A 25,983-nucleotide genomic window follows, 5' to 3' on the forward strand; every position below is an offset into this window, starting at 1 on the left:
GGTTCTCAGCCATGAGCGATAACAAACCAGGTACCGGCCGCTACCTGACACAACAACACAATGGTGGTCAGTGCCAGCCTCAGTTTCAGATACCAGTCCGGCCAATAGACCTTCATCCAGCGTGCATCAACCACATACAGTGCCAGGTAGGCGACGGTGTAAAGCACGATCTGCGCTGCGACGGGCAGTAAAAGCCCGATGCCGGCCGAGACGAAAAACACCTGGCTGAGCAGCATGGTCACCAGTGGTGAAATCGGGTAGCAACGGTTTTCCAATTGCATGGCCAGTGGCCAGTAGATACCGGCCATAAAGGCCAGGATACCGGCGCTGTATAGATAGAAGTAACCGATAATGGCCACACTTTTGGCGGGCATCATGAACAGGCCGAGTATGGCTGCAAGGAAAGGCAGTAACCCGGCAATGCCAACGACAATCGCCAGCCTGGCGACCGCAATCACGAGCCGCGCCCCTGCACCCGTATTCTCATGGGCTCGATGTCAGCCGGCTCCATACCAACCATTTCGTGGTAGGCAGACGGGTGAACCACGTCAGTGGAGATAATACTGAATGCTGCCAGGGTGTCCTGAACCTGCCAGCTACTGCGAAACAGTCGGGTCTGTCCCTTGGCGTCGGATAGCAGGTGGTATTTCTCATCGATGACCAGCCTTGCCATATACTGCTGACCCTCCAGAGAGATGATTTCCAGCAGGTCTATGGTCAGGTCCGGTATGTGCCTGAGTTCTTCCAGGGATATTCTCACCGTTTTGCTCTCATTAGTACTCGAGGGAGATGTGCTACCCACGGACTTACGAGCGGCGGATGGTTTGGGATCATCTGGCGGCCTGAAACCGGCAGGAAAAACGGAGGTTCACACTTTGCCGGCAAGCTCCCGGCACACCGAGTGTTGTGGGCAGCAGGTCAGGTGGTCATTCACCATTCCCACCGCCTGCATGAACGCATAAACAATGGTGGGCCCCACAAAATTGAAGCCCTGTTGTTTCAGCGCTTTGGACATGGCCTCTGCTTCCGGGGTGTATATCGGGACCTGTTCTATGCTGCGCCAGTGATTCTGCACCGGTTTGCCGTCCACAAATGACCATAGGAAATCGCTGAACGAGTGGCCCTGCTCCCGCAGCTCCAGATAGCCCCTGGCGTTACGGATAATGGACTTTACCTTCAGGCGGTTGCGGACAATGCCCGGGTCCTGCAGCAGGGATTCAATCTTGCTGTCGTCGTAACGGGCGATGCGCCGGGGGTCAAAGTGGTCATAGGCTGCCCGGTAGTTGTCCTGTTTTTTCAGGATGGTTATCCAGCTGAGCCCCGCCTGCTGGCCGTCGAGACACAGTTTTTCGAAGAGAGCCAGGTCATCGTATTCCGGCCGGCCCCAGACGTTATCGTGGTAATCCATGTAGAGAGGGTCATCGCCGCACCAGGGGCAACGTTGCTGACCTTCCATAATCACTCCTGCTTGCGGATGTTGACGGGATTGTGGAACAGCCAGTCTACCGGAGCAATGGGTCGGGCCGGCTGGCTGGCCTCAAAGAGCTCCCCGGGGGTCTGTAAAAGTGACCCCGACGGTAACGAATGTCCGGATTGATGGTAAACCAGCGCCAGCAGGAAATCGCCGACCTGGCCAGAGGAGGCCATCCAGCTCTCGTCGCTGCGATCACCGATCAGCTGAAAATCAGGGGTAATCTCCAGTGTCTGTAAATTGCCGGCAATACCACGCCCGGTTGCTTTCAGCCAGGCTTCCTTGAGAGTCCAGACCTTGAGAAAGTCTTCGCAGTCGTTGGCGTCAAGCAGCCAGGCTTGTTCACTGGGTGTGAACCAGCGTCGGACCACTTTCTGCCAGTGCGGATGCCGGTTGCGGGGCTCGATGTCCAGCCCCAGGCCTGGGGTGTCTGACACGGCACAGGCAGAGAAGCCGTGGCTGTGGCTGAGCGACAGGTGCCATCCCGGGGGATGGTCTGAGCAGACCGGCCTGCCGTCGACCGGACGGCATTCCGCGCCAGCGGTGCCGGAGGCGCCTGCCAGTGCCTGACGAATCAGCCAGCGGCTGCACAGATATTCCTGGCGTCGAATACCGTTGAATGCGGCCACCGTGGCCTGCTCAAACGCGGTCAGCCATTGCGGGATAGCCGGATCGTCTGACTCCGGTTCGCGGCACAGCCACACCGTGGGAGCAATGTCAGGGTTGGAGTCGGTCAATGATCCACCCATCGTTCTGTTTCACGTATTCAAACCGGTCATGCAACCTGCTCGGCCTGCCCTGCCAGAACTCGATCCGTTCAGGCACTACGCGGTAACCACCCCAGAAATCCGGCAGAGGAATCTCGCCAGCGCTGAAGCGACGCTTCATCTCCGCAACCTTCTGCTCCAACAGGCCCCGGGAGGTAATCGCCTGACTTTGTTCCGATACCCAGGCACCGATCTGGCTGCCCCGTGGGCGGGAGGCAAAGTAACGCAGTGACTCCGACTTGCTCACCTTCTCCACCTTGCCCTGTATCCGTACCTGGCGATTAAGACCAATCCAGGGAAACAGCAGGGCCGCTTTCGGATTTTCTGCCAGCTCCCGGGCTTTACGGCTGCCATAATTGGTGTAGAACACAAAGCCGGATTCATCGAAATATTTCAGCAATACCGTTCTTATGTCCGGCATGCCGTCGCTGCCGGTGGTGGCCAGTGACATCGCATTGGGTTCGAGAATACCTGCTTCACGGGCATCGCCGAACCAGGTCTGGAACTGTTTGACCGGGTTGCTATCGAGAGCGTCGCGATCCAGGCCTTCGCTCTCGAAGTCGCGGCGCATATCGCTAATGTCCATTCAGGCTTCCTGTATAGGGGATTCGCTGGTTAATACGGTCAGGACAGAATATCGGGTTCATCGGGCCTTGTCAGTCCACTAGCGGTTCTGGCTGACAAAACCGTCACTTGCGGACTATCCTTGTTAAACTGGAATGGGTTGCGCTGGGCCCGTCACCGATAACCAACAAGGAGAACAGGGTGGTTGCAAACCGCACACGACGATTGTCCGCCAGAAATATCTCGGTCGTTGTACTGGTTCTGGTCGTGATCTATGCCCTTATCGGGTTTGTTGGTCTGCCCTGGTGGTTGGAGCGGGCTTTGCCGAAGAGGCTGGAACAGCACATGGGGTGGCAGGCAGAGGTGGAAGACATCCAGGTGAACCCGTTCACCATGAGTGTCGAGATTCTGAACCTGACAGCGGATGACAGTGATGGTGAGCGTGTTGTCGCTTTTGATCGCCTTTTCACCAATCTCGGGCTCTGGCGGCTGGTTACCGGTGTCGTTGCCTTACAGAATATTGAGCTGGAAGAACCCTACATCCGCCTGGACCTGCTGGCAGACTACAGTGTGAATTATGCCAGGGACTGGCAGGCAAACAACCCGCCGGGGGAGGAGACCACCAACGACGAGAGCGCATCCGCAGAGCCGGTTCGTCTGCACTTTGACCGTGTCAGGGTCGCCGGGGGTGAGCTGTTGTTCCGGGATTTCAGCCAGGAGGGTCAGGAAGAGTTCCAGGTGTCACCGCTGGATCTGGCGATCAACGATCTGGCCACCTGGCCCCGGGACGAAGCCGACAGCAATTATTACCTGCTGGCCGCGGTCGGCAGCCAGACCATCGAGTGGGAGGGGGACCTGAGCATTGCTCCGCTGTATTCGAAGGGGTTTATCAAGCTGGGCGGAGTGACTCACACCACGCTTCAGCACTTCCTCAAACCCTATCTTCCCTATCAGCTGCGCAACGGTAGCGTAACTCTGAGCTCTGAATACCAGCTGCAGTCTGCTGATGAGCTGTTCCTGAGCACCTCCAATGGCCAGCTCACCATTGAAAACCTGGGCCTTGGCCTGGCGGATAGCGATGACGAACTGCTTACCACGAAGAGCATCCGGATCGGCGATATACGGTTCGGGCTGAATAGCCGTGAAGCCGCCACCGGAACCGTCAATATTGACGGTGTTAACCTGTCACTGCATCGCGACCCGGATGGTTCGATCAACCTGCTCAAACCATTTCAGCGAAGTGACGACGATGAGCAGAAAGAGGACTCTGGAGACAGCGACATGCCTTTCCGCTGGTCGGTGGCAGGTGTGGAACTTGGCAACAGTGAGGTGAACTGGCGGGATGAGCAGTTAAAGACCGAGGCGACTCTGTCGTTAAAGGATCTGAATGTCCAGGTTGACGAGGTTTCCCATCACCTGGAAGACCCGGTTAACTATAAGGCTGAGGCTACTCTGGGTGATGGCGGCAGCCTGGTGTTCAACGGCCAGACCACACTGATGCCTTTTACTCTGGAAGCCGGAATTGCCGGCTCCGACATTGTCCTGGCCCAGTTCGGTGCCTATATCAGCGAAATGGCGAATCTGGATATCAGGGACGGGCGCCTGAGTGTGGACGGAAATCTGGATCTGGACCAGCAGCAGGATCCGTTGACTGGCACCTTCAGCGGCACCGGTGAGGTGGTGTCGCTGGATGCTCGTCTCGGTGACAGCGATGAGAGGCTGATTGGCTGGCAGAACCTGCGCCTGGCACCCGTCGAGTACAATGTGGCCCCGGCACGGCTGGAAATCGGAACCGTCACTCTGGCGGGGCCAACGGTCAATGTGGTTCGTGCAGGGGACGGGGTTCACAATCTGCAGCGTATGGTGCGGTCGACGTCGGCGGAAGACTCCGGCGGGAACTCTTCGGCGGATGACAGCGAGTCAGCGTTTATCTTCCGTATCGGTCAGGTCATGCTGGAAGAAGGCACTGTGTCCTATACCGACCGCACCATGGACCCGACGTTTGCCACCCGGTTTGACCAGCTGCGTGGCTCCGTAACCGGCTTGAGCAATATTGCACCGCAGCAGGGCAAGGTATCGATCCAGGGCCGCGTTGGAGACGTTGCCAGCATGACGCTTGACGGTTCCGTGGGGGCTCTGGGAACAGATGATACCAGTGAACTCAAGCTGAGTATGAAGAATGTTTCTCTGCCCATGTTATCGCCCTACTTCGGCCGTTATCTCGGTTATGGGGTCGACAGCGGCAAACTGAACCTCGACCTGGATTACACATTTACCGGTAGCACTATTGATGCCGGCAACAGTGTGATCCTGGATGGTCTTGAGCTCGGCGAAGCGGTAGCCAGTGACGAAGCGCTCAGCGTCCCGGTCAAGCTTGGCCTGGCCCTGCTGAGCAACCGCGACGGGGTCATTGATATCAATCTTCCCGTCAGTGGTGATCTCGACAGCCCCGATTTCAGTGTCAGCCAGGTGGTCATGAACGCCTTCGTCAACCTGGTTGCAAAAGCGGCAACATCACCATTCAGTATGTTGGGTTCCGTTGTGGATCTGGCCGGGTTGTCGGGAGACGATCTGGGCGAAATCAGCTTCGAGCCGGGCCGGGTGGCACTGGCCGAAGGCGAAAACGTCAAACTGGAGGCGTTGGGCGCAGCGCTGAACGATCGCCCAGCGCTGGTGTTGAAGGTTCGTGGAGCGGTTTCACCGCAGGCCGATGCCAGCGGACTGAGGCGGCAGCGGTTGTTCGATCAACTGGGCATCGCAGACACAGCACCCGCCGCGGAGCGTATCACCGGGCTGGAACAGGCCTACGGCCGCTCGGACAACCGTGCCTCGCTGAGGGCCTTCCGCGACAACGTTGCCGGTGAGGATGGCGAGGTCAGTCAGTCGGAATGGGAGCAGGCGCTGGTGGAAAGGCTGGTTACAGATATCGAGCTGCCGCCGGAGGCCCTTGGTAACCTGGCCTCCGCGCGGGGGGTCTGGCTGCGCCAGCAAATGCTGGAGAATTACGAGGTGCCGGAAAGCCAGGTCTACCTGCTGGATCCCGTGCGTGATGCAAGTGCGGATGAGAATGGTAATGTCACAATCAGCTTTGAGCTGGATGCCCGCTGAGTTTCCGGGCTCAGCGCCCAGCCAGTTCGGACGGTACCTGGAGCCCGTGGCGCTCAACCATCCGCTGATAACGCCCGTCTTCAATCAACGGTAATAACAGCCGCTCCAAAGTCGCGGCCGTTATCGGCCCGCCTTTGCGGGCCATGATGCGGAGCTGATAGGTCTGGTCAGCCATTTCGGATACCAGGAATCGAGCCCTGTCCTCCGGGTGTTGCTCCAGATGCATCTGGATATACGAGCGGTTGATGATTGCCACTTCCGCCAGCGACGGCCGGTCGGCCTTTATCAGATTCAGGTTACGCTCGTGACTGTGGGAAAATTCAATCTGGAAGCGTTCTTGCAGATCGGCGTTGTCTGTGGACAGGCCCGCAAAACCATAGTGGTAACCGGAGATGGCCACAATAGCCCGGTCAGCAACATTATCGAAAAAGCTCTGATCCCGACCGGGCTTGTCGAGGGCTACGTAGACGTCTTCGTCCGTCAATACCGGGCGGGTGGCAGCGACAGGCCGGGACTCCCAACCCCAGTTCAGGCTCTCAAAGAAGATGACGTCGTATAATCCTGCCTCAAAATCCAGGTGCCTGCGCTTGGGAGAGGTGTGTACGATGCGAAAGGTGATCTCCCGATCAGCAGTTTCAAGTTCGGTAAGGAGCTCGCCCAGCAAACCTTCTACCCTGGTGTTTTCACGCACGGCAGCCAGAGGTGGGAAATCATAGACGCCGACAGCGATCTCGGTCTCCGACGAGACGCCGGTTGCAAAACCCAGGGCCACAGGCAGGCAGAGATACGGAAGGGCGGTTTTAAGCAGGCGTCTGAAGTTCAAAATTGCGGTTCCGCACTGGTAAAAGCTGAACGAGTATTCAGATTAGCACCGTCAGTTCATTGTCATAAGGGGTCAATTATAAATTCATGCAAAACGGGAAATCTCTATGAGCCGCCCTCTCAGCCATTTTTTTGCCTACGTATCACGGCTTCGCTGGATCAGACGCTGGGGATTGATGCGCAACGCCATCGAAGAGAACGTTGCCACCCATTCCTGGGAGGTAGCAACCCTGGCCCATGCCCTTGCGATTATCCGCAACCGGCACTTTGGCGGGCAAGTGGATGTTGACCGGATTGCGGCAGCAGCGCTCTATCACGATGCCACCGAAGTCATAACGGGTGATATGCCAACACCGGTCAAATACCACTCCAGGGTCATGCGGGAAGCTTTTGGGGACATAGAGCACAAAGCGGAGGGCGAATTGCTGGCTCTGTTACCTGACGATCTCCGTGATGAATTTGATCCCTACATCCGCGAATCCCGTTGGGCACCGGAAGAAAAGGAGCTGATCAAGGCAGCGGACCGGCTGTCGGCACTGTTGAAATGCCAGGCGGAAATGCAGGCGGGTAACAAGGAATTCGAGCCAGCCGCAGGTCACATCCTGAAAAAGCTGGAAGAAGAGGGCTTGCCGGAAGTGATGTACTTTCTGGAGGTGTTTGCACCGGGTTACCAGCAGCCGCTCGACAGCCTTCTGGAATAAGGCTTTCGGCGGCTGCGTCCGTTACCCGGAGGGACGTCAGCTGTTTCCGGCTGAAGCCACCATGCCACCGCGCAGGCCATCCTGCTTTACGCTCTGGCGTACGATATCCTCGGGGCTGCCGGCCAGTTCCCGGAACATGCCCATGGAGCCCAGCAGAGCGGAGGATTCGTAAGGCACGAAGACACGCTCGCCGTCCTTGGCCATATTGGGCAGCACCTTGATGTAGCTCTGACCCAGCAGGTAGCCGATAACGGTCTGCTTGTTGTCCTCGGTATCGCCTATGGCGCTGAGCACCAACCGGATGGACTCCTGCTCACCCTGGGCGCGCAGGATCGCGGATTCCTTGTCACCCTCGGCATTGAGAATGGCCGATTCACGCTGGCCCTGTGCCATGGCAATGGCGGCGGACTTCTCACCCTCGGCCTCGGTGACCGTGGCACGGCGCTTTCGCTCGGCGGCCATCTGCAGGCGCATGGCCTCTTCCACCTCTTCGGGCATACTGATGTCCTGAACCTCAACGCGGGTCAGTTTTACACCCCATTTTGAAGCGGCTTCTTCCATCTCCGCCTGAATGGCGTTGTTTACTTCACTGCGGGATTCGAACAGCTTGTCCAGCTCCATCTTGCCCACTACGGAACGCAGTGTGGTTTTTGCCAGTACCTCCACGGCCTGGCTCATGTTGGCCACTTCGTACACCGCTCGGCGCGGGTCAATGATCTGGTAATACAGCGCACCATTGATGTTCACGGTTACGTTGTCGGTGGTCACTACCGGCTGGCCGGGGAAATCCATGACCGTTTCACGGCGATCAATCCGGGTTTCGAAGCTGCTGCTGGGATGGTACTCGTCGCCGATGCGGACGTAGCGGGTCATGATGATGGCGCGGGGGCGCTCAATGAACGGAATGATGATGTTCACGCCGCTTTCCAGGACCCGGTTGAATGAACCCAGCCGTTCGATAACCATCACCTCGGACTGGCGCACGATAACCAGGCCCTTGGCGATGATGAAAATGCCAATGACCACGAGAATGAGGCTGATAACCAGCCCGGGGGAAATAACCGATTCCATGTTTACTGCTCCTTGTGATTGATCGTATGAACAACGGCGGTGGTGCCGTCAAAACGTTCGAAAATGACGTCGGTGCCTTGCGGCAACTCGGTCATGTCGGTATCGCTGGTGCGCAGGCGGTAGAAATCGCCGTTGACTTTAATGCCGCTGGCGCCGTCAAAATCCCGCTTCACCGTCCTGTACGGCCTGCCCTGCTCGACACCCGTGCCGGTGGTCCCGTATGCCACGCCTTTTGGTGAAAATCGTGGCTTGATCCAGCGAATGGCGACGGGCACCAGAATGCCGGAAAACACGCCCATGCCCACCAGTTGCCACTCAAACGGAGCACCCAGAACAGTCAGCAGTGCCGTCAGCGCGGCCGCGATACCCAGAGCCAGCAGGACCAGTACGCCAGACGTCAGCTCCGCGAGGCTCAGCACGAGGGCGAGAATCAGCCAGAAATGCGTAAGACTCCATTCCATACAGATACATCCGTTGGTGACAGACAAGTGATGAGAGGCGGCAATTGTACCCTGTCACCGATGCGTGGGTCACAGAAAGTGGCTCTATTGCCCCCGGAGGGAGTGCATTATTGCCATATCCCCTGGCCCGACACCTGTTAGAGTAAGTCACCCATCGCATAACAAGAGGTCATCGACGATGAAGGATCTGAACAACAGGGTAGCTGTGGTAACCGGCGCGGGTTCCGGTATTGGGCGGGCACTGGCCGTGGCACTGGCGGCAAAGGGCTGTCGTCTGGCGCTGTCGGACGTCAACGAAGCTGGTCTTGCCGAAACGGCGGCCGAATGCAGCGCTGCCGAGGTCAGAACCTACCGCCTGGATGTGTCGGACCGTGATGCGATCTATGCCCACGCAGATCAGGTAGTGAGCGACTTCGGACAGGTCAATCTGGTGATCAACAATGCCGGGGTGGCCCTGTCGGCCAGTGTGCGGGAAATGACGGACGAGGACTTCAAGTGGATCATGGATATCGATTTCTGGGGCGTGGCCCATGCCAGCCGGGCATTTCTGCCGCACCTGATTGCCTCCGGGGACGGCCACGTGGTTAATATTTCCAGTGTGTTTGGCCTGATTGGCGTACCCAAACAGAGCGCTTATAATGCAGCCAAGTTCGCCGTTCGCGGCTTCACCGAGTCCCTGCGCCAGGAAATGAAGCTGGAAGAGCAGCCGGTCGCAGTGAGTTGCGTACACCCCGGTGGTATCCGCACCAATATTGCCAATTCGGCCCGCATGGGCAAGTCCGAGAATGCCGACGCCCAGCGCAAGGGGTTCGACAAGATTGCCATGACCACACCGGAAAAAGCGGCCACGACCATAGTGAAAGGCATCCTGAAGGATGAATCCCGCATTCTCGTGGGGCCCGATGCCTGGGGCATTGATGCCCTGAACCGGGTGCTCGGGTCAGCCTATCAACCTCTGGTGGAGCGGTTTTCCCGCAAAAACCTCTACATCTGACCTGCCAGGCAGTCGTTGCCGAAGACCCTGGCTTGCAGACCGGTTGCCGGAGTGATTGATGCCCGGTAACTGGCCCTGTATATTTTACGTACAGGGGGAAGTTCCCGTCCGCTGTAGTTCAGGGAAAGAGGCAGCATGAAAACACCACAGCACCCGGACCTTGGTGCGTCGCTTGAGCAAAGCCGCTCAGGGCTGCGGGACACCCATCGCCGCTCACTGATGCGGGCGCTGTTTCTGGTAACCGGTTCCGCCCTGGTTATTTTCGGCAGCCTGCAGATTTTCAACGGCTACCTCTGGCTCGCAGCCGGGGAGTTTGTTGCCAGTGGGGTGTTGTTCCTTGGAGTCGCCCGGATCAACCGGACGCCGCATCTGCAGGGCTGGATATACGGTTACCTGGTCACCGGATTTTCCTTCTTTCTGCTGATCATGCTGGTGCCCGACGCCTCGGTAACCGCCTTCGTCTGGGTGCTGATGATGCCGGTCCTGGCCTATCTCCTTCTCGGCAAGAAGGAAGGCTTCTTTCTCAGTGTGCCTTTCATGGTAGCGGGCTGTGTCGCCTTTTATTTCCACCTGGAATTCATTGCCAACGCACGGAGCATGATTGACCTGCTGAACATGGTGCTCTGCGCCGTGCTGATGCTGGGGTTCATCCATCTCTACGAAACCCGCCGCGAAGAAGCTGAACGGAAACTGTTCACCCTGGCGCAGACTGACGGCCTAACCGGCCTTTCCAACCGCGCCAGTTTCCAGAGCATCCTGGGCCGGACCCTCGCCGAGAGCAAACGCAGCGGTTCCGGGTTTGCACTGGTGATCATGGATATCGACTACTTCAAAATCGTCAATGACACCATGGGCCATGACGCAGGAGACCAGGTGCTGCGTGACATCAGTCGCCGCCTGACCGAACGTCTTCGCACTACCGACTCCGTTGGACGATTGGGTGGGGAGGAATTCGGGTTAATTCTGCGGGACGTGAAGCCGGAGGATTCTTTCGAACTGATGGACGAACTGCGCCAGCGCATTGCTGACAGCGAACTTTGCTATGGCGAAGCCGTTATCCGGGTAACAGCGTCTTTCGGTATTGCCCACTACCCCGACCACGGCACCGAAGCCGAGACACTCTTCCGGACCGCTGATCGCTGTCTCTTCAGCTGCAAACGCGCCGGACGCAACATGGTTGCCAGAGCCGGTGTGTCTGCCGTTAAAGGGTCGCGTATTGCGGACGGACCTGTTTGAGCCGATAACCTGGATTTCGGCGCAGGTCGTAAGCGGGCACCCTCTGCCAAAACACGCCTCAAGACGTCCCTGTGCGGCTCGGGCTCCGCCCTTCAGCGCTTATCGCTCCTGCGTCGCGCTGAAGGTCCTGGGCAGGCCATCCATGGCCAGCCCGTGAAGAGCTTTTCGCTCTTCACCCATGGCTCCGCACGGTTTTGGCAGAGGGTGCCCGCTTACGACCGTACGGAGTTAGTCGTTCCTCACTGGATGGTCCGACGATTCCCCTTACGATACTCGGGCGCAATATACTCGTTGATCTGTTCCTTGAACCGGGCGATCAGCTCACTGTTGTCATGGTCCCAGGGGTGGAAGCCAGGCTTGAAGTACTCCAGCCAGGTAGGGATCAGGCTGGAAAAGGTTCCGTTCTTGCCCCACATCTGCCACAGACCACGGGCGCTGTCCTTCATTGAAAAGTTCTTACGGTCGTTCAGCATCATCCGAGTGGTGAAGTAGCTGCTCATTACACCCAGTGCCGCCGTGCTGAAGGCCAGGTAAAAGGTACGTTCGGCGTAGGTGCCACCGGCCTGGTTGAACACATCGTAGGCCACCGCCTTGTGCTCGGTTTCCTCAATGGCATGCCATACCCACAGCGGGCGCATGGTCTCGTGCATGTCTTCGCGTACGTCATCCCGCGCCAGCAGCATGTCCGCCATCATCGCCGTCATGTGCTCCAGGGCACAGGTGATGGCCAGCTGATGGCGTTCAGGCAGCTTTTTGGCAATGCCCAGCACCACTTCCAGATGCTCTTCCAGCTCTTCCACCGGCATACCCTGATCCCGCACATGCTGGTTCATGGATTTGTGCTCCAGGGAATGCATGGCCTCCTGGCCGATAAAGCCCCGCACGTCCTTTTTCAGCTTGGGGTCCTTGATCTGGTCCTGGAAGTAGCGGACCGAATCCACGAAAAACTGTTCGCCCTGTGGAAACAGCACAGAAAGAGCGTTCATGGTGTGGCTCAGGGTGTAGCTGTTGTCCAGCCAGTAGTGCGGCACTTTCTCCCCGAACTCGAAACCCATGCGTTGAGGCTTGATGGCAACGTTGTCCGGTGTGCGGGCAACCGGCCTGGACTCAGTGGTTTTGGTTCTCAGCATGTCTGTACTCCTGCGCCTGGCGCTATGGCTGATGTGATAGTTCCAGTGTGGGTGAGTCAATGCAGCCTTTGAATGCGAAAAGGGGACGGCCATCGTGGAGTAAGGGCCAGCGCTGGCCTCAATTGACTGTGCTGACGTGCTTGCAGGTGCCTCCAGTCACAGTGCCGCTGTGTCGGGCTTCTGATAGCATCGGTAGCAATGAGTGCTCCCACAACAAAAAAAGGATCCTGCATGGCGAACCCGGGCCCGGAAAAACAACGGCAGATGCTGGGAGTGTTCCTGGTTCCCGGTGTGTATCTGCGGGTGCTGGCGGATGTGGTGCGACAACTGGGTTACAACGACCGCAGCCTTTATGAGGGCATGGACGTTGCTCCCCATGACCTGAAGTCCAACGACAGCCGGGTGTTCGTCACCGACGCCATTGTGATGGTAGAGCGGGCCCTGGATCTGGCCGGTAAAGACGGCCTGAGCTTCATGCTGGCCCGCGAACTGCGGGTCACCATTCACGGCACACTCGGTTTTGCCGCTCTGACCAGCCCCACGCTGGCAGGTGCCCTGGATTCGGTGCGGCGCTACCTGCAACTGCGGGTGCCGTTCCTGACCATGACCCTTACCGACACCGGTGACCATGTGCTGGTGCGGTTACGGTCCGAGTTCGACGTACCTACCCAGTACCGCTTCCTGGCAGAAACCGTGAGCGCCACCCTGATGATGCTGGCAGAGCAACTGATCGACCGCGAAGATGCGGAAAAACAGGGATTTGCGCTGGTGGATGGCAAACTTCCCGGTGTGAAAGTGCAACTGACATCACCGGAACCGGCCTACTACCGCAAATTCGCTTCCCAGCTGCCGGTGCCGTTCGAATACGGCCAGCCGGAAGAAACCATGGTGTTCCCCAAGGGCCTGCTGGACACCCGGATGCGGCTGGCGGATGCAGAGGCATCCCGGATGGCCCGGGACCAGTGCGAGTTCGAGCTGCAAAAAGCCCTGAAAGACCAGGGCGACATCACCTATGCCATCCGCAACATGCTCCACATGATGCCGGGCCCACTGCCCTCCCTGGAGGCCATGGCCGAACGTTTCTGCGTATCGTCCCGAACCCTGAAGCGGCGGCTGGCCGAAAAGGACACCACTTACCGGGAGATAGTGGAAGCCGTACTGAAAGACCGCGCCATTCAGCTGTTGCGCTACACCAACCAGTCAGTCAGCGAGATCGCCTACGAGCTGGGCTACGCCGACCTGTCCAATTTCAGCCGCGCCTTCCGCAAGTGGACCGGCAAGTCCGCCAGCGAATTCCGCGAAGGCGGTCTGGACCCGGCTCCTGAAGTTGGGCCTTGAGTTTGGTGCCCTGGTCTTTTAGGCCTCTGGCTTGGGAGCGTGGTTGCGGGGTGGTGGTATTTATTTTTTCGAAAAATGAACTCGCTTCGCTCAGACACCATTTTTTGCGAGAAAAATAAATACCACCACCCCACACCCAGAGACCATGGGAGATGGCTGTCTTTCGTTTCGTTCACTTGCTTTCAGCTTGTAATCGGGGACTATGCCCTAACTGTCTGACGGATGGGGGGCTGGATTATTTTTCCGCCAGGAAAAAGGTGTCTGAGCGCAGCGAGTTCTTTTTCCCAAGGAAAAATAATCCAGCCCCCCAACCAGGCACCAGAACCAGCAGGCTGGGGCCCAAGAATCCAGCCACAACCAACGTCACAAGGAAACCAAATGGAAATCAACCAGGATACCCACAGCAAACTCATCGGCTACCTGCTCTGGATCTTCGGATTCCTGGGGGCACACCGGTTCTACTATGGCAAGCCGATTACCGGCACCATCTGGTTCTTTACGCTCGGGCTGCTGTTTATCGGCTGGTTCATCGACCTGTTCCTGATCCCCGCCATGGACCGGGAAGCCGACATACGGTATGAGTCCGGTGAAGTGAGTTACAACATTGGCTGGATTCTGCTGACCTTCCTGGGGGTGTTTGGGCTCCACCGGATGTACATGGGCAAGTGGATCACCGGGATCCTCTACCTGCTCACCGGTGGTTTGTTCCTGGTGGGCGTGCTCTATGATTTCTGGACGCTGAATGACCAGATTTCGCAGCGTAACCGGGAAGTAAGGTTCGGTTAAACCTCAAATCCCGGCTGCGCTTTCCAGTTCGGCCAGGCCCTCTTCCAGGTAGTCCAGCATTCGCTGCAGGCTGGGGAGGGTGCGGCGGCAGCCGATCAGGCCGAATTCTACCTGGTCGCAATAGCTGGTCAGGGTCATGTTCAGGGCAATCCGGTCCATGGCGATGGACACCGGATACATCCCCTCAAGTCTCGCTCCGTTCCAGTAACTGGGTTCCTTTGGCCCGGGTACGTTGGATATGACCACGTTGAAGGTCTGCCACTTCGGCGCCAGGCCGGTCAGCAGGTTGAAGCCTGCCGGTGCCAGCAACAAAGCGGTGTAGTTCAGGATTTCCTCTGAAGACATGTTGGCGTAGCGCTCTTTGGAAGCTTTCACGTCTTCATGGATATAGCGCAACCGCTCAGCCGCGTCGTTCAGATGAGTGCCCAGCGACGCCAGGATGATGCCCACCTGGTTCCCGCCCGAGCTGTCATCCTTGCGCAGGGAGACGGGCACCATCGCCACCAGTGGCTTCTCCGGCAGGGCATCCTGGTTCATCAGGTAGGTTCGCAGTGCCGTGGCGCACATGGCCATGACCACGTCATTGACTGTTGTTTCGTAGGCCTTGCACACCGCCTTGATGCGCTTGAGGCAATAGGACTGGGCCGCGAAGCGTCGTGAGCCGGTGATCTTGCCGTTGAGCACACATTGGGGGGCGTGGAAGATGGAGTCGTAGGCGGGGTCCTTTCGCGCGCGGTTGACGGTACTCAACAGTGCCTTGGACACAGCCGGCACCGTGCCCAGCTGTTTACCGGACTCCCCCAGCAGATGGGCGACGTTGCGCCACATGGACGGGCCGTTGTCGTCATTTTTGTTGCCGCTGCGCAGCGGCAGTGACCATATCGGGGGCATGTTCCGCTGTTCCGGGTCCTGGGACAGCATGCGCTGGAACAGCCGCATGGCGGAAACGCCATCCACCAGGGAGTGGTGTATCTTGATATAAACGGCGAACTGTCGGTCTTTCAGGCCCTCAATGAGGTGGAACTCCCACATCGGCCGTTCCCGGTCCATCAGGTGGCTGTGTTCTGCGGAGACGAACGCCAGCAATTCCCGGATACGGCCCGGGGTAGGCAGAGCTTCAAACCGGAAATGGTGCTCCAGGTCCAGATGCTCGTCTTCCACCCAGAATGGTTGGCCGAACCGGTTGTTCAGGCGCCGGTCGAACGGAGGGGTCACCGTACATTGTTCCCGCAACTGGTCTGCCAGCTGTGCGACATAGTCATCCGGTGCATCTTCAGGGAACGAGAACAGCTGCAGGCCACCAACGTGCATGGGTTGCTGGCGTTTTTCCAGCCACAGAAACACCTGGTCTATCGGGCTCAGTGGTTTCACGGTATGAATCTCGCATTGTTCTGGTTGTTGTCTGACAGACAGTGTTGCAGCATTTAAGAGTCGGTGGAAGTACCGGTTGCTGGCCGAACAGGCCTGAAACTCCGACTTTGGCAGGTCTGCCCGGGATTTCACGACGTAGGTTCATGGTGGCTTCAAGAGACAGAATTCAGCGCGACAGCAGCGCAGGACAAAAGGGGACATTCAGTGAAACCACTCGTCAGGCGACTGGGCTTTCTGGCCGGATTGTGGTGTTTTGCGCTATCGCAGGTCCAGGCGCAGGATCGCCCCGGGGTTGAACTGGAGCAGGTTGAAACCTCCGATATCATCAGCGAAGTCAGCCTGAACGGTACCGTCAATGCCCTGCGTACCTCCCGGCTGTCCACGGCGGTGGCTGGGCTTGTTGAGGATGTGCGGGTCGAAACCGGGGGCAGGGTTGCCCGGGGCGATCTGTTGATGAGTCTGGACGATGAACAGGCTGAGTTCGAGCTCGAAAGCGCCCGTGCGGAGGCGTCAGAAGCCCGTGTCCGGTTGGAGGAGGCGCAACGCCGGCTGACCGAAGCCCGTTCGGTGGGGGCAGGCCGTAATATTGCGGCGACAGAAGTCAGCGCCCGCGAGAGCGAGGTTGCCGCCACGGAGGCCGCCCTTGCTCGTTTGCGTGCCGAAGAAAAACGGCGCCAGGTTTTACTGGACCGTCATCGCATTGAAGCGCCGTTCGATGGTGTTATCAGCTACCGTGCCAGTGACCTGGGAGAGTGGGTGACGCCTGGCGACGAGTTGCTGACTCTGGTGGATATCACCAACCTCAGGCTGGATTTTCGGGTACCCCAAGATTATTACCAGCGCATCACCGACGCTTCCGAACTACTGGTTCAGGCCAAAGGTCCGGACCAGAAACCGGTTCCGGTCACCATCGAATCCCTGTTGCCGGTCAGCGATAGCCGTGCCAGAACGTTCCTGCTGCGGGCCACCGGGCCGGAAGAGCTGAAGGTTCTGCCCGGCATGGCGGTGCAGGCAACACTGCGGGTCTCCACCGGTGAACAGGGCCTTACCGTTTCCCGGGATGCCATTAACCGCTATCCCGACGGCCGCGTCACAGTGTGGATCGCCGAGCCGGCAGATGAAGACCTCTATGAAGTGCGTGAAAAACGGGTGGAAGTGGGCTCCAGCTTTGATAACCGCATGGAGATTCTCAGTGGTCTTGATGGCGACGAGCACGTGGTGATCCGCGGCAATGAATCCCTGGAGGATGGCGCCAGGGTGCGGCTAGCCGAACGGGGATCGCGCTGATGTTTGCCGGAGTCATTCGCCACGGCACCCTGGTGACCGTGGTCACGCTGATTATTGCGGTTATCGGTGTTGCAGCGGCGTTGCGCATTCCGGTGCAGATGATCCCGGACCTGGAAACCCGCACGATCACCGTGGAAACCCAGTGGCCGGGGGCAACACCACAGGACATCGAGAAGGAAATCCTGATTGAGCAGGAACGGTATCTCCGCAACGTACCGAATCTCAGCGAGATGGCTTCCTCTGCTTCCAGTGGCGCCGCTGAGATCGAGCTGGAGTTTCCCTTCGGTGTTGATATTACCGAGACCCTGATCCAGGTGAACAACGCCCTCAGCCAGGTTTCCAACTACCCCACCAACGTCGACGAGCCCCGTATCGTGGCGGCTTCGTTCTCCTCCAACGCCTTCATGTATTTCCGGGTTTCCACCTTGCCGGGCAATCCCCGGGAGCTGGATATCGACCTGATGCGCGATTTTGTGGAGGACCGTGTCCGCCCCCGCATGGAAAGCGTGCGCGGGGTTTCCGAAGTATCAGTGGGCGGCGGCGCCGACCGGCAGATGCAGATCACCGTGGATGAAGCAAAGCTGGCACAGCGCGGCCTTAGCCTGCTGGACCTGCGGGATGCCATCACCAGCCGCAACCAGGACGTGTCAGGGGGCGAAGTGGATGCCGGCAAGCGCCGCTACCTGCTGCGCACCGTCGGACGATTCCGCGACATCGAGGAGCTGCGCGCTCTGGTAGTCTCCCGTACCGGAGACAGTGTGGTCCGGCTGTCTGAGGTGGCGAGCGTGCGGCAGGATCATTCCCGCATCCGCGAGTTGTCGTACATCAACGGTCAGCGGGTGCTGGGCCTGCAGGTGCGACGGGAGAGCGGCTCCAACGTCATCGATATCAAGTGGTCGATGATGGAGGAGGTGGAGAACATCAACCGGGAAGTGCTGGAGCCGGAAGGCATGCGGCTGGCCCTGACTGCCGACGATGCCCGTTATGTGGAAGCGTCAGTTGCCAATGTCTGGACCAACCTGGGCATCGGTGCCGTGTTTGCCACCCTGGTGATGTTCCTGTTTCTGCGTTCATCCAGGGCAACCTTTGTGGGCGTGGTGGGTATTCCTTTATGTGCGATCGCGGCCTTCCTCGGGCTGATGATCACCGGCCGTACCATCAACGTGATTTCCCTGGCTGGCGTGGCCTTTGCCATCGGCATGACGGTGGATAACAGCATCGTGGTGCTGGAGAACATCGAGCGCCACCGTCGCCTGGGGCTGGACAAGTTCGAGTCGGCGCTGAAAGGCGTGCAGGAGGTGTGGCCGGCGGTACTCGCCTCCACCATGACCACCATCCTGGTGTTCCTGCCGATCCTGTTTATCGAGGAGGAAGCCGGGCAGCTGTATTCCGACGTGGCCATTGCCATTTCCTCAGCCATTTTCGCGTCGATGCTGGTGGCCGTCACTGTCATTCCGATGCTGAGTGCACGGCTTGATTTTGGCATCCGTGAAACCGATACCGACCAGTTTGGCAATACGGTGTCTGGCGGATGGGCAGGCGCCATCGTGGGTGCCGTGCGGCGGATGGTCAGCGGGCCGTTCAGGCGCGCCGCGGTTATTCTGGGCACCATTGCGTTGAGTACCTGGATCATCCTGTTCCTCACCCCACCGGCGGAATACCTGCCTGAGGGCGAAGAGCCAAAAACCTTCGCTTCGATGAATGCCCCGCCGGGTTACAACCTCGCCGAGATGGAGAGCATCGCCAAACAGGTGGAAGATCACTTCCTGCCCCACGTACAGGCAGACCCGGAAGCCTATGAAAGCGGCGAAACCCCGATACCGCCCCTGGCCTACCTGAACATGCGGGTGAGCCCCACCAACGTGCGGATTATCGCGGAAACGGTGAACGCCCGGCACATTGAAGCACTGATGGACCAGATCACCGGGTTTTATGAGCAGTTTCCCGGCATGCGTGCGTTTGCCGCCAAGGGCTCCATTATTTCCAGCAACGACGGCGGCACCCGCAGCATTAACCTTGATATCTCCGGGCCGGATCTGGTGTCCATCTACGAAGTCTCCAACATCGCCTACGGCCGCGCGCGGGAGATTTTTGATGACCCCCGCATCCAGACTCAACCCGCCACCCTCTCGCTGGCCCAGCCACTGATCCAGGTGCGGCCAGACTGGGGTCGGGCTGCGGAACTGGGCCTCGATACCGAGGCGATCGGTTTCACCGTGGCCTCGCTGACAGAAGGCTCCTATGTCGACGACTTCTTCCTGGATGACGACAAGATCGACATTTATATCTATGGCAGCGAGGGCAGGAACCCGAGCCTGGACGAGCTTCCGGATGTGATGGTGCATACGCCCCAGGGTGCAACCCTGCCGTTGTCGAGCCTGGCAACCATCGAGGAAACCGTGGACACCAGCACTGTGCGCCGGCTGGATGGCCGCCGTACCGTGACCCTCAACGTCATCCCGCCGGATGATGTGCCGCTGGAGGCCGGGGTTGAACGGGTACGGACAGAACTGCTAGGCGCCATGCGTGACAGCGGCGAATTGCCAACCGGCGTGTCCATAGACATCTCCGGCGCCAGCGACCAGCTCAACGCCACCCGTGATGCCCTGAGCGGCAATTTCATCATTGCGGTGGTGATCGTGTACCTGTTGCTGGTGGCCATCTTCGCCCACTGGGGTTTCCCGCTGCTGATCCTGACGGCCATTCCCCTGGGCATTGCTGGCGGCATCGTTGGCCTGGCGTTGATGAACCTGGTGGGCGGTCTATTGCCAAAAATCGGCCTGCTGCCCCTGAGCCAGCCCTTCGACATGATCACCATGCTGGGCTTCCTGATTCTGATGGGAACGGTGGTCAACAACCCGATCCTGGTGGTGGAACAGGCAAGGCAGAATCTGCGACACAAGGACGTTTCGGTGGTGGATGCGGTCATCGGCGCCGTGGAAACCCGCCTGCGACCCATTGCCATGACCACCCTGACCACCATCTGCGGGCTGTCACCGCTGGTCTTCCTGCCGGGCGAAGGCACCGAGCTCTACCGCGGCGTCGGCGCTATCGTTCTGTTTGGTCTGGCGGGGGCAGCTACTGTGACTGTTACCTTTTTGCCGGCGCTTACGGTATTCGTTCTGGGATGGCGGGATAAGCGGCCTGTTCGGTAATGGGGGAGTCGCCGCTTCGGGGGGGGGGTTATTTTTTCTTTGGGAAAAAGAACTCGCTGCGCTCAGACACCTTTTTCCTGGCAGAAAAAATAACCCCCCCCCCCCAAATCGGCTTTTCAGGCATTGTGCCTGGCCGCTTTCGGGACTCGGTGATGACCGGTTATGCGGCGGCTGATTCCTTGTTGACTGCCGGGATTTCTACCCGGACGTTGTTGCCATCCAACAGGACCGGGTAGGTTTTAACAGCTACATCCTCATCTTCCAGGCACCGACCGGTCTGCAAATTGAAGTGCTGCTTGTACAGCGGTGAAGCCACCACCGGCTGCCCTTTCAGATCACCGGTAATACCCCTTGCCAACACGTTCTTACCGGTAAACGGATCGGTATGGCTGACAGCAAACAACGCCGGCAACCGATGCGGCAGATAAAACACCGCCACCGGCCCGTCTTCAGTCCAGACTGCAACACCGGACTCCGGCACAAGGTCCTCAACGGTACAAACAACATCCCAGGAAGTGCGTGCTTTCATAACGTTCTCCAATTCCAATACGGTTTATTCAAAATGTGGGCTCGAGCCCGCTGGAGTCTATAACCAGCGATAACTGGTGACCTGATGAGCGTGGGGGTGCGAAATTTTTTCCGCCAGGAAAAGATGTCTGAGCGAAGCGAGTTCTTTTCCCAAGGAAAAATATTTCGCATCCCCGCGCTCCGCCCCCGAGCCACCAGTCCTACGCAGGCTCCCCCTCAACCACAGGCCGCCTCTGATCCCGCTCAGTAGTCCATTGTTGAACCGGATCTTTCTTGGACGGCGCATTAACAAACTCCCGGAACCGCTTCCGCTTCTCAGGATCCTCAACCGCCGTTTTCCACTCGCACTGATAGGTGCCAACCAGATCCGCCATGTGCTGCTCCAGTTCGTCACAGATGCCCAGGCTGTCCTCCAGAACCACCTGTTTCAGGTAGTCCAGACCCCCTTCCAGGTTCTCCATCCACACACTGGTGCGCTGCAGGCGATCCGCCGTGCGCACGTAGAACATCACCACCCGGTCAATGGTACGGATCAGTTCCTCGTCGGACAGGTCGGTGGCAAACAGGTCGCCATGGCGCGGACGCATGCCGCCGTTGCCGCAGACGTACAGGTTCCAGCCGTTCTCCGTGGCGATCACGCCGAAGTCCTTGCTCTGGGCTTCCGCGCATTCGCGGGTGCAGCCGGACACCGCCATTTTCACCTTATGGGGTGCGCGCAGGCCCTTGTAGCGGTTTTCCAGGGTGATCGCCATGCCCACGCTGTCCTGTACGCCGTAGCGGCACCAAGTGTTGCCGACGCAGGACTTCACCGTGCGCAGGGACTTGCCGTAGGCGTGGCCGGTTTCGAAGCCGGCGGCGATGAGTTTCTCCCAGATGTCCGGCAGCTCGCTCAGGGTGGCGCCGAACAGGTCCACCCGCTGGCCGCCGGTGATCTTGGTATAGAGGTTGTATTCCTTGGCCACTTCGCCCAGCACGATCAGCTTGTCTGGGGTGATTTCGCCGCCGGGTATGCGCGGCACGATGGAATAGGTGCCGTTCTTCTGCATGTTGGCCATGAAGGTGTCGTTGGTGTCCTGCAGCGGCACGTGGTCGGTGGCCAGGATGTGCTCGTTCCAGCAGGTGGCGAGGATGGAGGCCACCGCCGGCTTGCAGATGTCGCAGCCATGGCCCTTGCCATGCTCGCGGATCAGCGTGCGGAAGGTGCGGATGCCGTTGACCTTGACGATGTTGAACAGGTCCTGGCGGCTGTACGGGAAGTGTTCGCAGATGTCCTTGCTGACTTCCACGCCGCGTTTTTCCAGCTCGCTGTCCACCACGTTCTTCAGCAGGGCGGCGCAACCACCACAGCCGGTGCTGGCCTTGGTCTCGGTCTTGACTGAACCCAGGTCGCTGCAGCCGGCATCAATCACGCCGCAGATATCACCCTTGGACACGTTGTGGCACGAGCAGATCGAGGCCGTTTCCGGCAGCGCATCCGGGCCCAGGGTCGGGGCGCCGCCCTGGCTTTCCGGCAGGATCAGGGTTTCCGGCTGTTCCGGCAACTCAATGCCGTTGAGGGCGTATTGCAGCAGGGTGTCGTAATGGCTGTTATCGCCTACCAGGATGGCGCCCAGCAGCGTCTTGCCGTCTTCACTGATCACCATGCGTCGGTAGTGCCCGGCCTGCTCATCGTTGAAACGGATGTTGCGGGAACCCGGGGTCTGGGCGTGGGCATCGCCGATGGAGCCCACATCCACACCCAGCAACTTGAGTTTGGTACTCATGTCGGCGCCGGTGAAGGCCGCTTCCTCGTCACCGCTGAGCACGGAGGCCAGGGTGCGGGCCATGGTGTAGCCGGGGGCCACCAGGCCAAAAATCTTCTCACTCCACAGGGCGCATTCACCAATGGCGTGGATGTGCGGGTCCGAGGTGGTGCACTGGTCGTTGATGACAATGCCTCCGCGTTCGCCCATGGCCAGGTCACTGGCGCGGGCGAGGGCATCCTGGGGCCGGATACCGGCGGAAAATACAATCAGGTCGGTTTCCAGATGAGAGTCGTCACTGAAGTTCATCCGCAGGCGGGCGTCTTCGCCTTCGATGATCTCTGTAGTGGCTTTCTCGGTGTGCACCTGCACGCCCAGTTCCTCGATCTTGTGCTTGAGCAGGGCGCCGCCATCACTGTCGAGCTGCACCGGCATCAGGCGGGGTGCAAATTCCACCACGTGGGCATCCAGCCCCAGACTTTTGAGGGCATTGGCCGCCTCCAGACCCAGCAGGCCGCCACCCACCACAACGCCGGTTTTCGCGCCGTCAGCGCTGGCGCGGATGCTGTCCAGGTCTTCCAGGGTTCGGTACACCAGGCAGTGGGGGTGCTCGTTGCCCTTGATGGGTGGTACGAACGGATAGGAGCCGGTGGCCAGCACCAGTTCGTCGTAGCTGTACTCGCCCACCGGTGTGGTGATGGTCTGATTGTCGCGGTCGATGCCGGTGACCTGTTCGCACAGGCGCAGGTCGATGTTATTTTCCGCGTACCAGTCGGCGGTACCCATGGCCAGGTCGGCGTGGGTGGAGCCGCCGAAATATTCGGACAGGTGAACCCGGTCATACGCCAGCAGCTTCTCTTCGCCAAATACCTTGATGTCGAAGTCCGCTGCAGCGGGCGTCGCCACCAGTTGCTCCAGGAAATGGTGGCCGACCATGCCGTTGCCAATCACGATCAGGGTTTTCTTGCTCATGGTAATTCCTCTCTCTGTTCCCGGCCGCCTTACGCGGCTTCGCAGTAGTGCTTGCCAAAGGCCAGTTGGGCCCGATAGGAGCTGATGTCATCGGCCTGTTGAATGCGTTCGCTGTACCAGGGGCCGTCGCTGGTTTCGCCGAACAGCACGGCGCCAGTCAGGCGCTGGTTGCGAACCAGCAGCCGGCAGTAACGATTGGTTTCATAGTCCTGCCAGACCACGGATTCGGTATCCGCGTCCGCTTCGGTCTGGCCGCAGGAGAAAATGGGAATGCCGCTGATCTTCAGGCGTGTGGCAATAATGGATGTCTCAAAGACAGCCTGGCTGTCCGGATCGCACAGCACCTGTGCCAGCACTTCCGCCTGCTGATACCCCGGCTCTACCAGCCCGAAAGTCTGGTTTTCGACCTGGCAACATTCGCCCAGCGCATGGATGTGGGGATCACTGGTCTGCAGTTGCGCGTTCACCCGGATGGCCCTGTCGCAATCCAGGCCGGCCTCGCGGGCCAGCTCCGTATTCGGGGTAATGCCGGCGGCAATCACTACCAGGTCGGTGCTGATCAGGGTTTCGTCATCCAGTTGCACTGCACGCACGAGGTTGCGGCCAAGCAGTGCTACCGGAGAGGTATTGGTGCGAACCGACAGTCCTCGGTCAGTCAGGGATTCTTCAAGCAGCTCGCCACTGGCGCGGTCGAGCTGCCGGTTCAGCAGGTGGCTGCTGCGGTGCAGAACGGTGACCGCCATGCCGCGGCTTCGAAGCCCCTCGGCGGCCTCCAGGCCCAGGAATCCGCCACCGATGACCACAGCCCGGCGCTGGCGCTGGCTGATGTCGATAAGCCGGCGGGTGTCCTGCAGGTCCCGGAAGCCCATCACGCCTTCCAGGTGTTCACCGTCCAGGTCCAGACTGGCGGAACGGGAACCGGTGGCCAGCACCAGGCGGGAATACGGCTGAACCAACCCGCTCTCGGTACTGATGGTTTTCTCCGCACGGTTGATGGCAACAACCGGATCGCCCTGGTGTACCTCAATATTGTGCTTCTGGTACCAGTCGGGTTGCTGCAGTTGCAGGCTGTCCTCACTGGCATCGCCGGCCAGTACGGCCGAAAGCTGGATGCGGTTGTAGGCCGGCGTTGCTTCACCGTTAAACACCACGATCTGCTCGAAAGGGTTCTGCGGCTGCTCAACCAGCTTTTCGAGCAGACGCTGGGCCACCATGCCGTGCCCGCAGATAACGAGAGTCTGTCCTGTTGCTGCTCTCACGATCGTCATCCCCCTCTCTGCCCAAACAAAAAAAGCCGGAGCATCTGATCCCCGAAGGGACTCGATAGTCCGGCGCCAATGCCAACAACAATGATCTGATGGTCCGGCCGATCCGTGGCCGGGACGTTCTTCCCTATCTTTGTAATAGCGAAGGCCGTGCCAACATAATTAATCTTTTATTTACAGTATCTTATCTCTAGATGCTTTAGAGCAGATCCGAAATCTGTGCGCCCTGACAGGGCGACGTGCACCGGATGAGTGCTCTTGATCGGTACGGGTCTGCCTGATTGATCTCAGGCGATGCGGCGAACCGGGCTTTCAGAACGGTCGCTATCAACATCCTTCGAGTTGTCATCCTGCTCGGGCGCTTCTGCCTTGGCGGTTGGCTCATTCTGCTCATCCTCTCCCTTGCCGGGGAAACGCTGCTTCTCGTAAAGAAATGACAATACGGCTTGGCGATAGCGCACATACTGAGGGTGATCGGCGAGAGTTACCCGGTTGCGGGGCCTTTCCAGTTCAATGTGCAATTCCTCACCAATGGTGGCAGCCGGCCCGTTGGTCATCATCACAATCCGGTCCGACAACAGCACCGCTTCGTCCACATCGTGGGTAATCATGATCACCGTGCTGTTCAGGTCTTGCTGGATTTCCATCAATGAATCCTGAAGATGGGCCCGGGTCAGCGCATCCAGCGCCCCGAACGGCTCGTCCATCAACAGCACACTGGGCTTCATGGCCAGCGCGCGGGCGATCCCCACCCGCTGCGCCATGCCTCCCGAAATTTCACCGGGGCGTTTGTCCAGAGCGTGGTCCATGTTGACCAGTTTGAGGTTGTGCAGGATCCACTCCTTCCGTTCCGCTTTGCTCATGGATTTGCGGAACACCTGCTGTACGGCCAGCTCCACGTTTTCATACACTGTCAGCCAAGGCATCAATGAATGATTCTGGAAAACTACTGCCCGCTCTGGCCCCGGTGTATTCACTTCATGCCCGTCGAGCACACAGCCACCGCGAGTAGCCTGTAGCAAACCGGCCACAATGTTGAGCACCGTTGATTTCCCGCAGCCCGAGTGGCCTATAAGAGATACGAATTCCCCTTTGCGGATCTTCAGATCGACGTTTTCCAGTGCCACGAATGGCCCATCTTTGGTATCAAAGGCCATCTGTACATTGGTCAATTCGAGGTGTGACTTACTCATGTTCTTTCTCCTCTTGTTTCG

At 58.9% G+C, this 25,983-nt stretch carries 22 protein-coding genes; 8 read left to right on the forward strand and 14 right to left on the reverse strand.

Annotated elements, in window-relative coordinates; all coding sequences use genetic code 11:
* Positions 1-5 precede the first annotated feature (5 nt).
* The 5 genes from FDP08_RS13500 to pdxH all read right to left on the reverse strand — a co-directional run bounded on the left by FDP08_RS13500 (position 6) and on the right by pdxH (position 2,824).
* Positions 6-458: a DUF3429 domain-containing protein gene (locus FDP08_RS13500; protein WP_137436653.1), complete on the reverse strand. Its 453-nt coding sequence runs from the start codon at positions 456-458 to the stop codon at positions 6-8.
* Complete coding sequence (locus tag FDP08_RS13505; protein ID WP_137436654.1) at positions 455-760, reverse strand: DUF6482 family protein; 306 nt, start codon at positions 758-760, stop codon at positions 455-457. Before FDP08_RS13505 ends, FDP08_RS13500 begins: the two co-directional genes overlap by 4 nt.
* 108 nt (positions 761-868) lie before the next feature.
* On the reverse strand, positions 869-1,456 hold the full coding sequence (locus tag FDP08_RS13510; protein WP_137436655.1) for a DNA-3-methyladenine glycosylase I: 588 nt from the start codon (positions 1,454-1,456) through the stop codon (positions 869-871).
* Between the two features lie 2 nt (positions 1,457-1,458).
* Positions 1,459-2,208 carry a 4'-phosphopantetheinyl transferase family protein gene (locus FDP08_RS13515; protein ID WP_228263306.1) on the reverse strand — a complete coding sequence of 250 codons (750 nt, stop codon included), beginning with the start codon at positions 2,206-2,208 and terminating at the stop codon, positions 1,459-1,461.
* Entirely contained in the window at positions 2,189-2,824 is a 636-nt protein-coding gene (gene pdxH, locus FDP08_RS13520) for a pyridoxamine 5'-phosphate oxidase (RefSeq protein ID WP_137436657.1), read from the reverse strand. The genes FDP08_RS13515 and pdxH overlap by 20 nt, the downstream gene beginning before the upstream one ends.
* Positions 2,825-3,003: 179 nt before the next feature.
* Between pdxH and FDP08_RS13525 the strand changes: the two genes are divergently transcribed.
* Positions 3,004-5,910 (forward strand): DUF748 domain-containing protein, encoded by a 2,907-nt coding sequence (locus FDP08_RS13525; protein ID WP_228263307.1) that lies wholly within the window; start codon positions 3,004-3,006, stop codon positions 5,908-5,910.
* Between the two features lie 10 nt (positions 5,911-5,920).
* Here FDP08_RS13525 and FDP08_RS13530 read toward each other — a convergent pair whose 3' ends face one another.
* Positions 5,921-6,733 carry a type 2 periplasmic-binding domain-containing protein gene (locus FDP08_RS13530; protein ID WP_228263308.1) on the reverse strand — a complete coding sequence of 271 codons (813 nt, stop codon included), beginning with the start codon at positions 6,731-6,733 and terminating at the stop codon, positions 5,921-5,923.
* 106 nt (positions 6,734-6,839) lie between these two features.
* On the opposite strand from FDP08_RS13530, the gene yfbR reads away from it, so the two are divergent.
* The gene (yfbR, locus tag FDP08_RS13535; RefSeq protein ID WP_137436658.1) at positions 6,840-7,433 is read left to right on the forward strand and encodes a 5'-deoxynucleotidase; all 594 of its coding nucleotides are present in this window, start codon (positions 6,840-6,842) and stop codon (positions 7,431-7,433) included.
* Positions 7,434-7,469: 36 nt separating this feature from the next.
* Here the strand turns inward: yfbR and FDP08_RS13540 are convergent, their stop codons facing one another.
* On the reverse strand, positions 7,470-8,504 hold the full coding sequence (locus FDP08_RS13540; protein ID WP_137436659.1) for an SPFH domain-containing protein: 1,035 nt from the start codon (positions 8,502-8,504) through the stop codon (positions 7,470-7,472).
* A 2-nt stretch (positions 8,505-8,506) separates the two neighbouring features.
* A complete protein-coding gene (locus FDP08_RS13545; RefSeq protein ID WP_137436660.1) occupies positions 8,507-8,965 on the reverse strand; it encodes an NfeD family protein in 459 nt (152 codons plus the stop codon).
* Positions 8,966-9,143: 178 nt separating this feature from the next.
* Between FDP08_RS13545 and FDP08_RS13550 the strand changes: the two genes are divergently transcribed.
* Complete coding sequence (locus FDP08_RS13550) at positions 9,144-9,959, forward strand: SDR family NAD(P)-dependent oxidoreductase (RefSeq protein WP_137436661.1); 816 nt, start codon at positions 9,144-9,146, stop codon at positions 9,957-9,959.
* Between the two features lie 135 nt (positions 9,960-10,094).
* Positions 10,095-11,195: a GGDEF domain-containing protein gene (locus FDP08_RS13555; protein ID WP_137436662.1), complete on the forward strand. Its 1,101-nt coding sequence runs from the start codon at positions 10,095-10,097 to the stop codon at positions 11,193-11,195.
* 239 nt (positions 11,196-11,434) lie between these two features.
* Here FDP08_RS13555 and FDP08_RS13560 read toward each other — a convergent pair whose 3' ends face one another.
* Positions 11,435-12,325, reverse strand: coding sequence for a metal-dependent hydrolase (locus tag FDP08_RS13560; protein WP_137436663.1), 891 nt, complete (start codon positions 12,323-12,325; stop codon positions 11,435-11,437).
* 231 nt (positions 12,326-12,556) lie between these two features.
* On the opposite strand from FDP08_RS13560, the gene FDP08_RS13565 reads away from it, so the two are divergent.
* Positions 12,557-13,663, forward strand: a complete 1,107-nt coding sequence (locus FDP08_RS13565; RefSeq protein WP_137436664.1) for a helix-turn-helix transcriptional regulator — start codon at positions 12,557-12,559, stop codon at positions 13,661-13,663.
* Positions 13,664-14,041: 378 nt separating this feature from the next.
* Complete coding sequence (locus FDP08_RS13570; protein ID WP_137436665.1) at positions 14,042-14,449, forward strand: NINE protein; 408 nt, start codon at positions 14,042-14,044, stop codon at positions 14,447-14,449.
* Between the two features lie 3 nt (positions 14,450-14,452).
* Here FDP08_RS13570 and FDP08_RS13575 read toward each other — a convergent pair whose 3' ends face one another.
* Positions 14,453-15,820, reverse strand: coding sequence for a WS/DGAT/MGAT family O-acyltransferase (locus FDP08_RS13575; RefSeq protein WP_137436666.1), 1,368 nt, complete (start codon positions 15,818-15,820; stop codon positions 14,453-14,455).
* Positions 15,821-16,024: 204 nt separating this feature from the next.
* Here FDP08_RS13575 and FDP08_RS13580 point away from each other — a divergent pair, with 204 nt between their 5' ends.
* Together FDP08_RS13580 and FDP08_RS13585 are read left to right on the forward strand one after the other, a co-directional pair.
* On the forward strand, positions 16,025-17,107 hold the full coding sequence (locus tag FDP08_RS13580) for an efflux RND transporter periplasmic adaptor subunit (protein ID WP_228263309.1): 1,083 nt from the start codon (positions 16,025-16,027) through the stop codon (positions 17,105-17,107).
* Complete coding sequence (locus tag FDP08_RS13585; RefSeq protein ID WP_137436667.1) at positions 17,107-20,262, forward strand: efflux RND transporter permease subunit; 3,156 nt, start codon at positions 17,107-17,109, stop codon at positions 20,260-20,262. Before FDP08_RS13580 ends, FDP08_RS13585 begins: the two co-directional genes overlap by 1 nt.
* 160 nt (positions 20,263-20,422) lie before the next feature.
* Here FDP08_RS13585 and nirD read toward each other — a convergent pair whose 3' ends face one another.
* The 4 genes from nirD to FDP08_RS13605 all read right to left on the reverse strand — a co-directional run bounded on the left by nirD (position 20,423) and on the right by FDP08_RS13605 (position 25,926).
* A complete protein-coding gene (nirD, locus tag FDP08_RS13590; protein WP_137436668.1) occupies positions 20,423-20,791 on the reverse strand; it encodes a nitrite reductase small subunit NirD in 369 nt (122 codons plus the stop codon).
* Between the two features lie 199 nt (positions 20,792-20,990).
* Positions 20,991-23,504, reverse strand: a complete 2,514-nt coding sequence (gene nirB, locus FDP08_RS13595) for a nitrite reductase large subunit NirB (RefSeq protein ID WP_137436669.1) — start codon at positions 23,502-23,504, stop codon at positions 20,991-20,993.
* A gap of 29 nt (positions 23,505-23,533) precedes the next feature.
* Positions 23,534-24,772 carry an NAD(P)/FAD-dependent oxidoreductase gene (locus tag FDP08_RS13600; RefSeq protein WP_137436670.1) on the reverse strand — a complete coding sequence of 413 codons (1,239 nt, stop codon included), beginning with the start codon at positions 24,770-24,772 and terminating at the stop codon, positions 23,534-23,536.
* Positions 24,773-25,056: 284 nt separating this feature from the next.
* Positions 25,057-25,926 (reverse strand): ABC transporter ATP-binding protein, encoded by an 870-nt coding sequence (locus FDP08_RS13605; protein WP_228263365.1) that lies wholly within the window; start codon positions 25,924-25,926, stop codon positions 25,057-25,059.
* Positions 25,927-25,983: the final 57 nt, after the last annotated feature.

This window comes from Marinobacter panjinensis (genome assembly GCF_005298175.1).
In the GTDB taxonomy this organism is placed as follows: Bacteria; Pseudomonadota; Gammaproteobacteria; order Pseudomonadales; family Oleiphilaceae; genus Marinobacter; species Marinobacter panjinensis.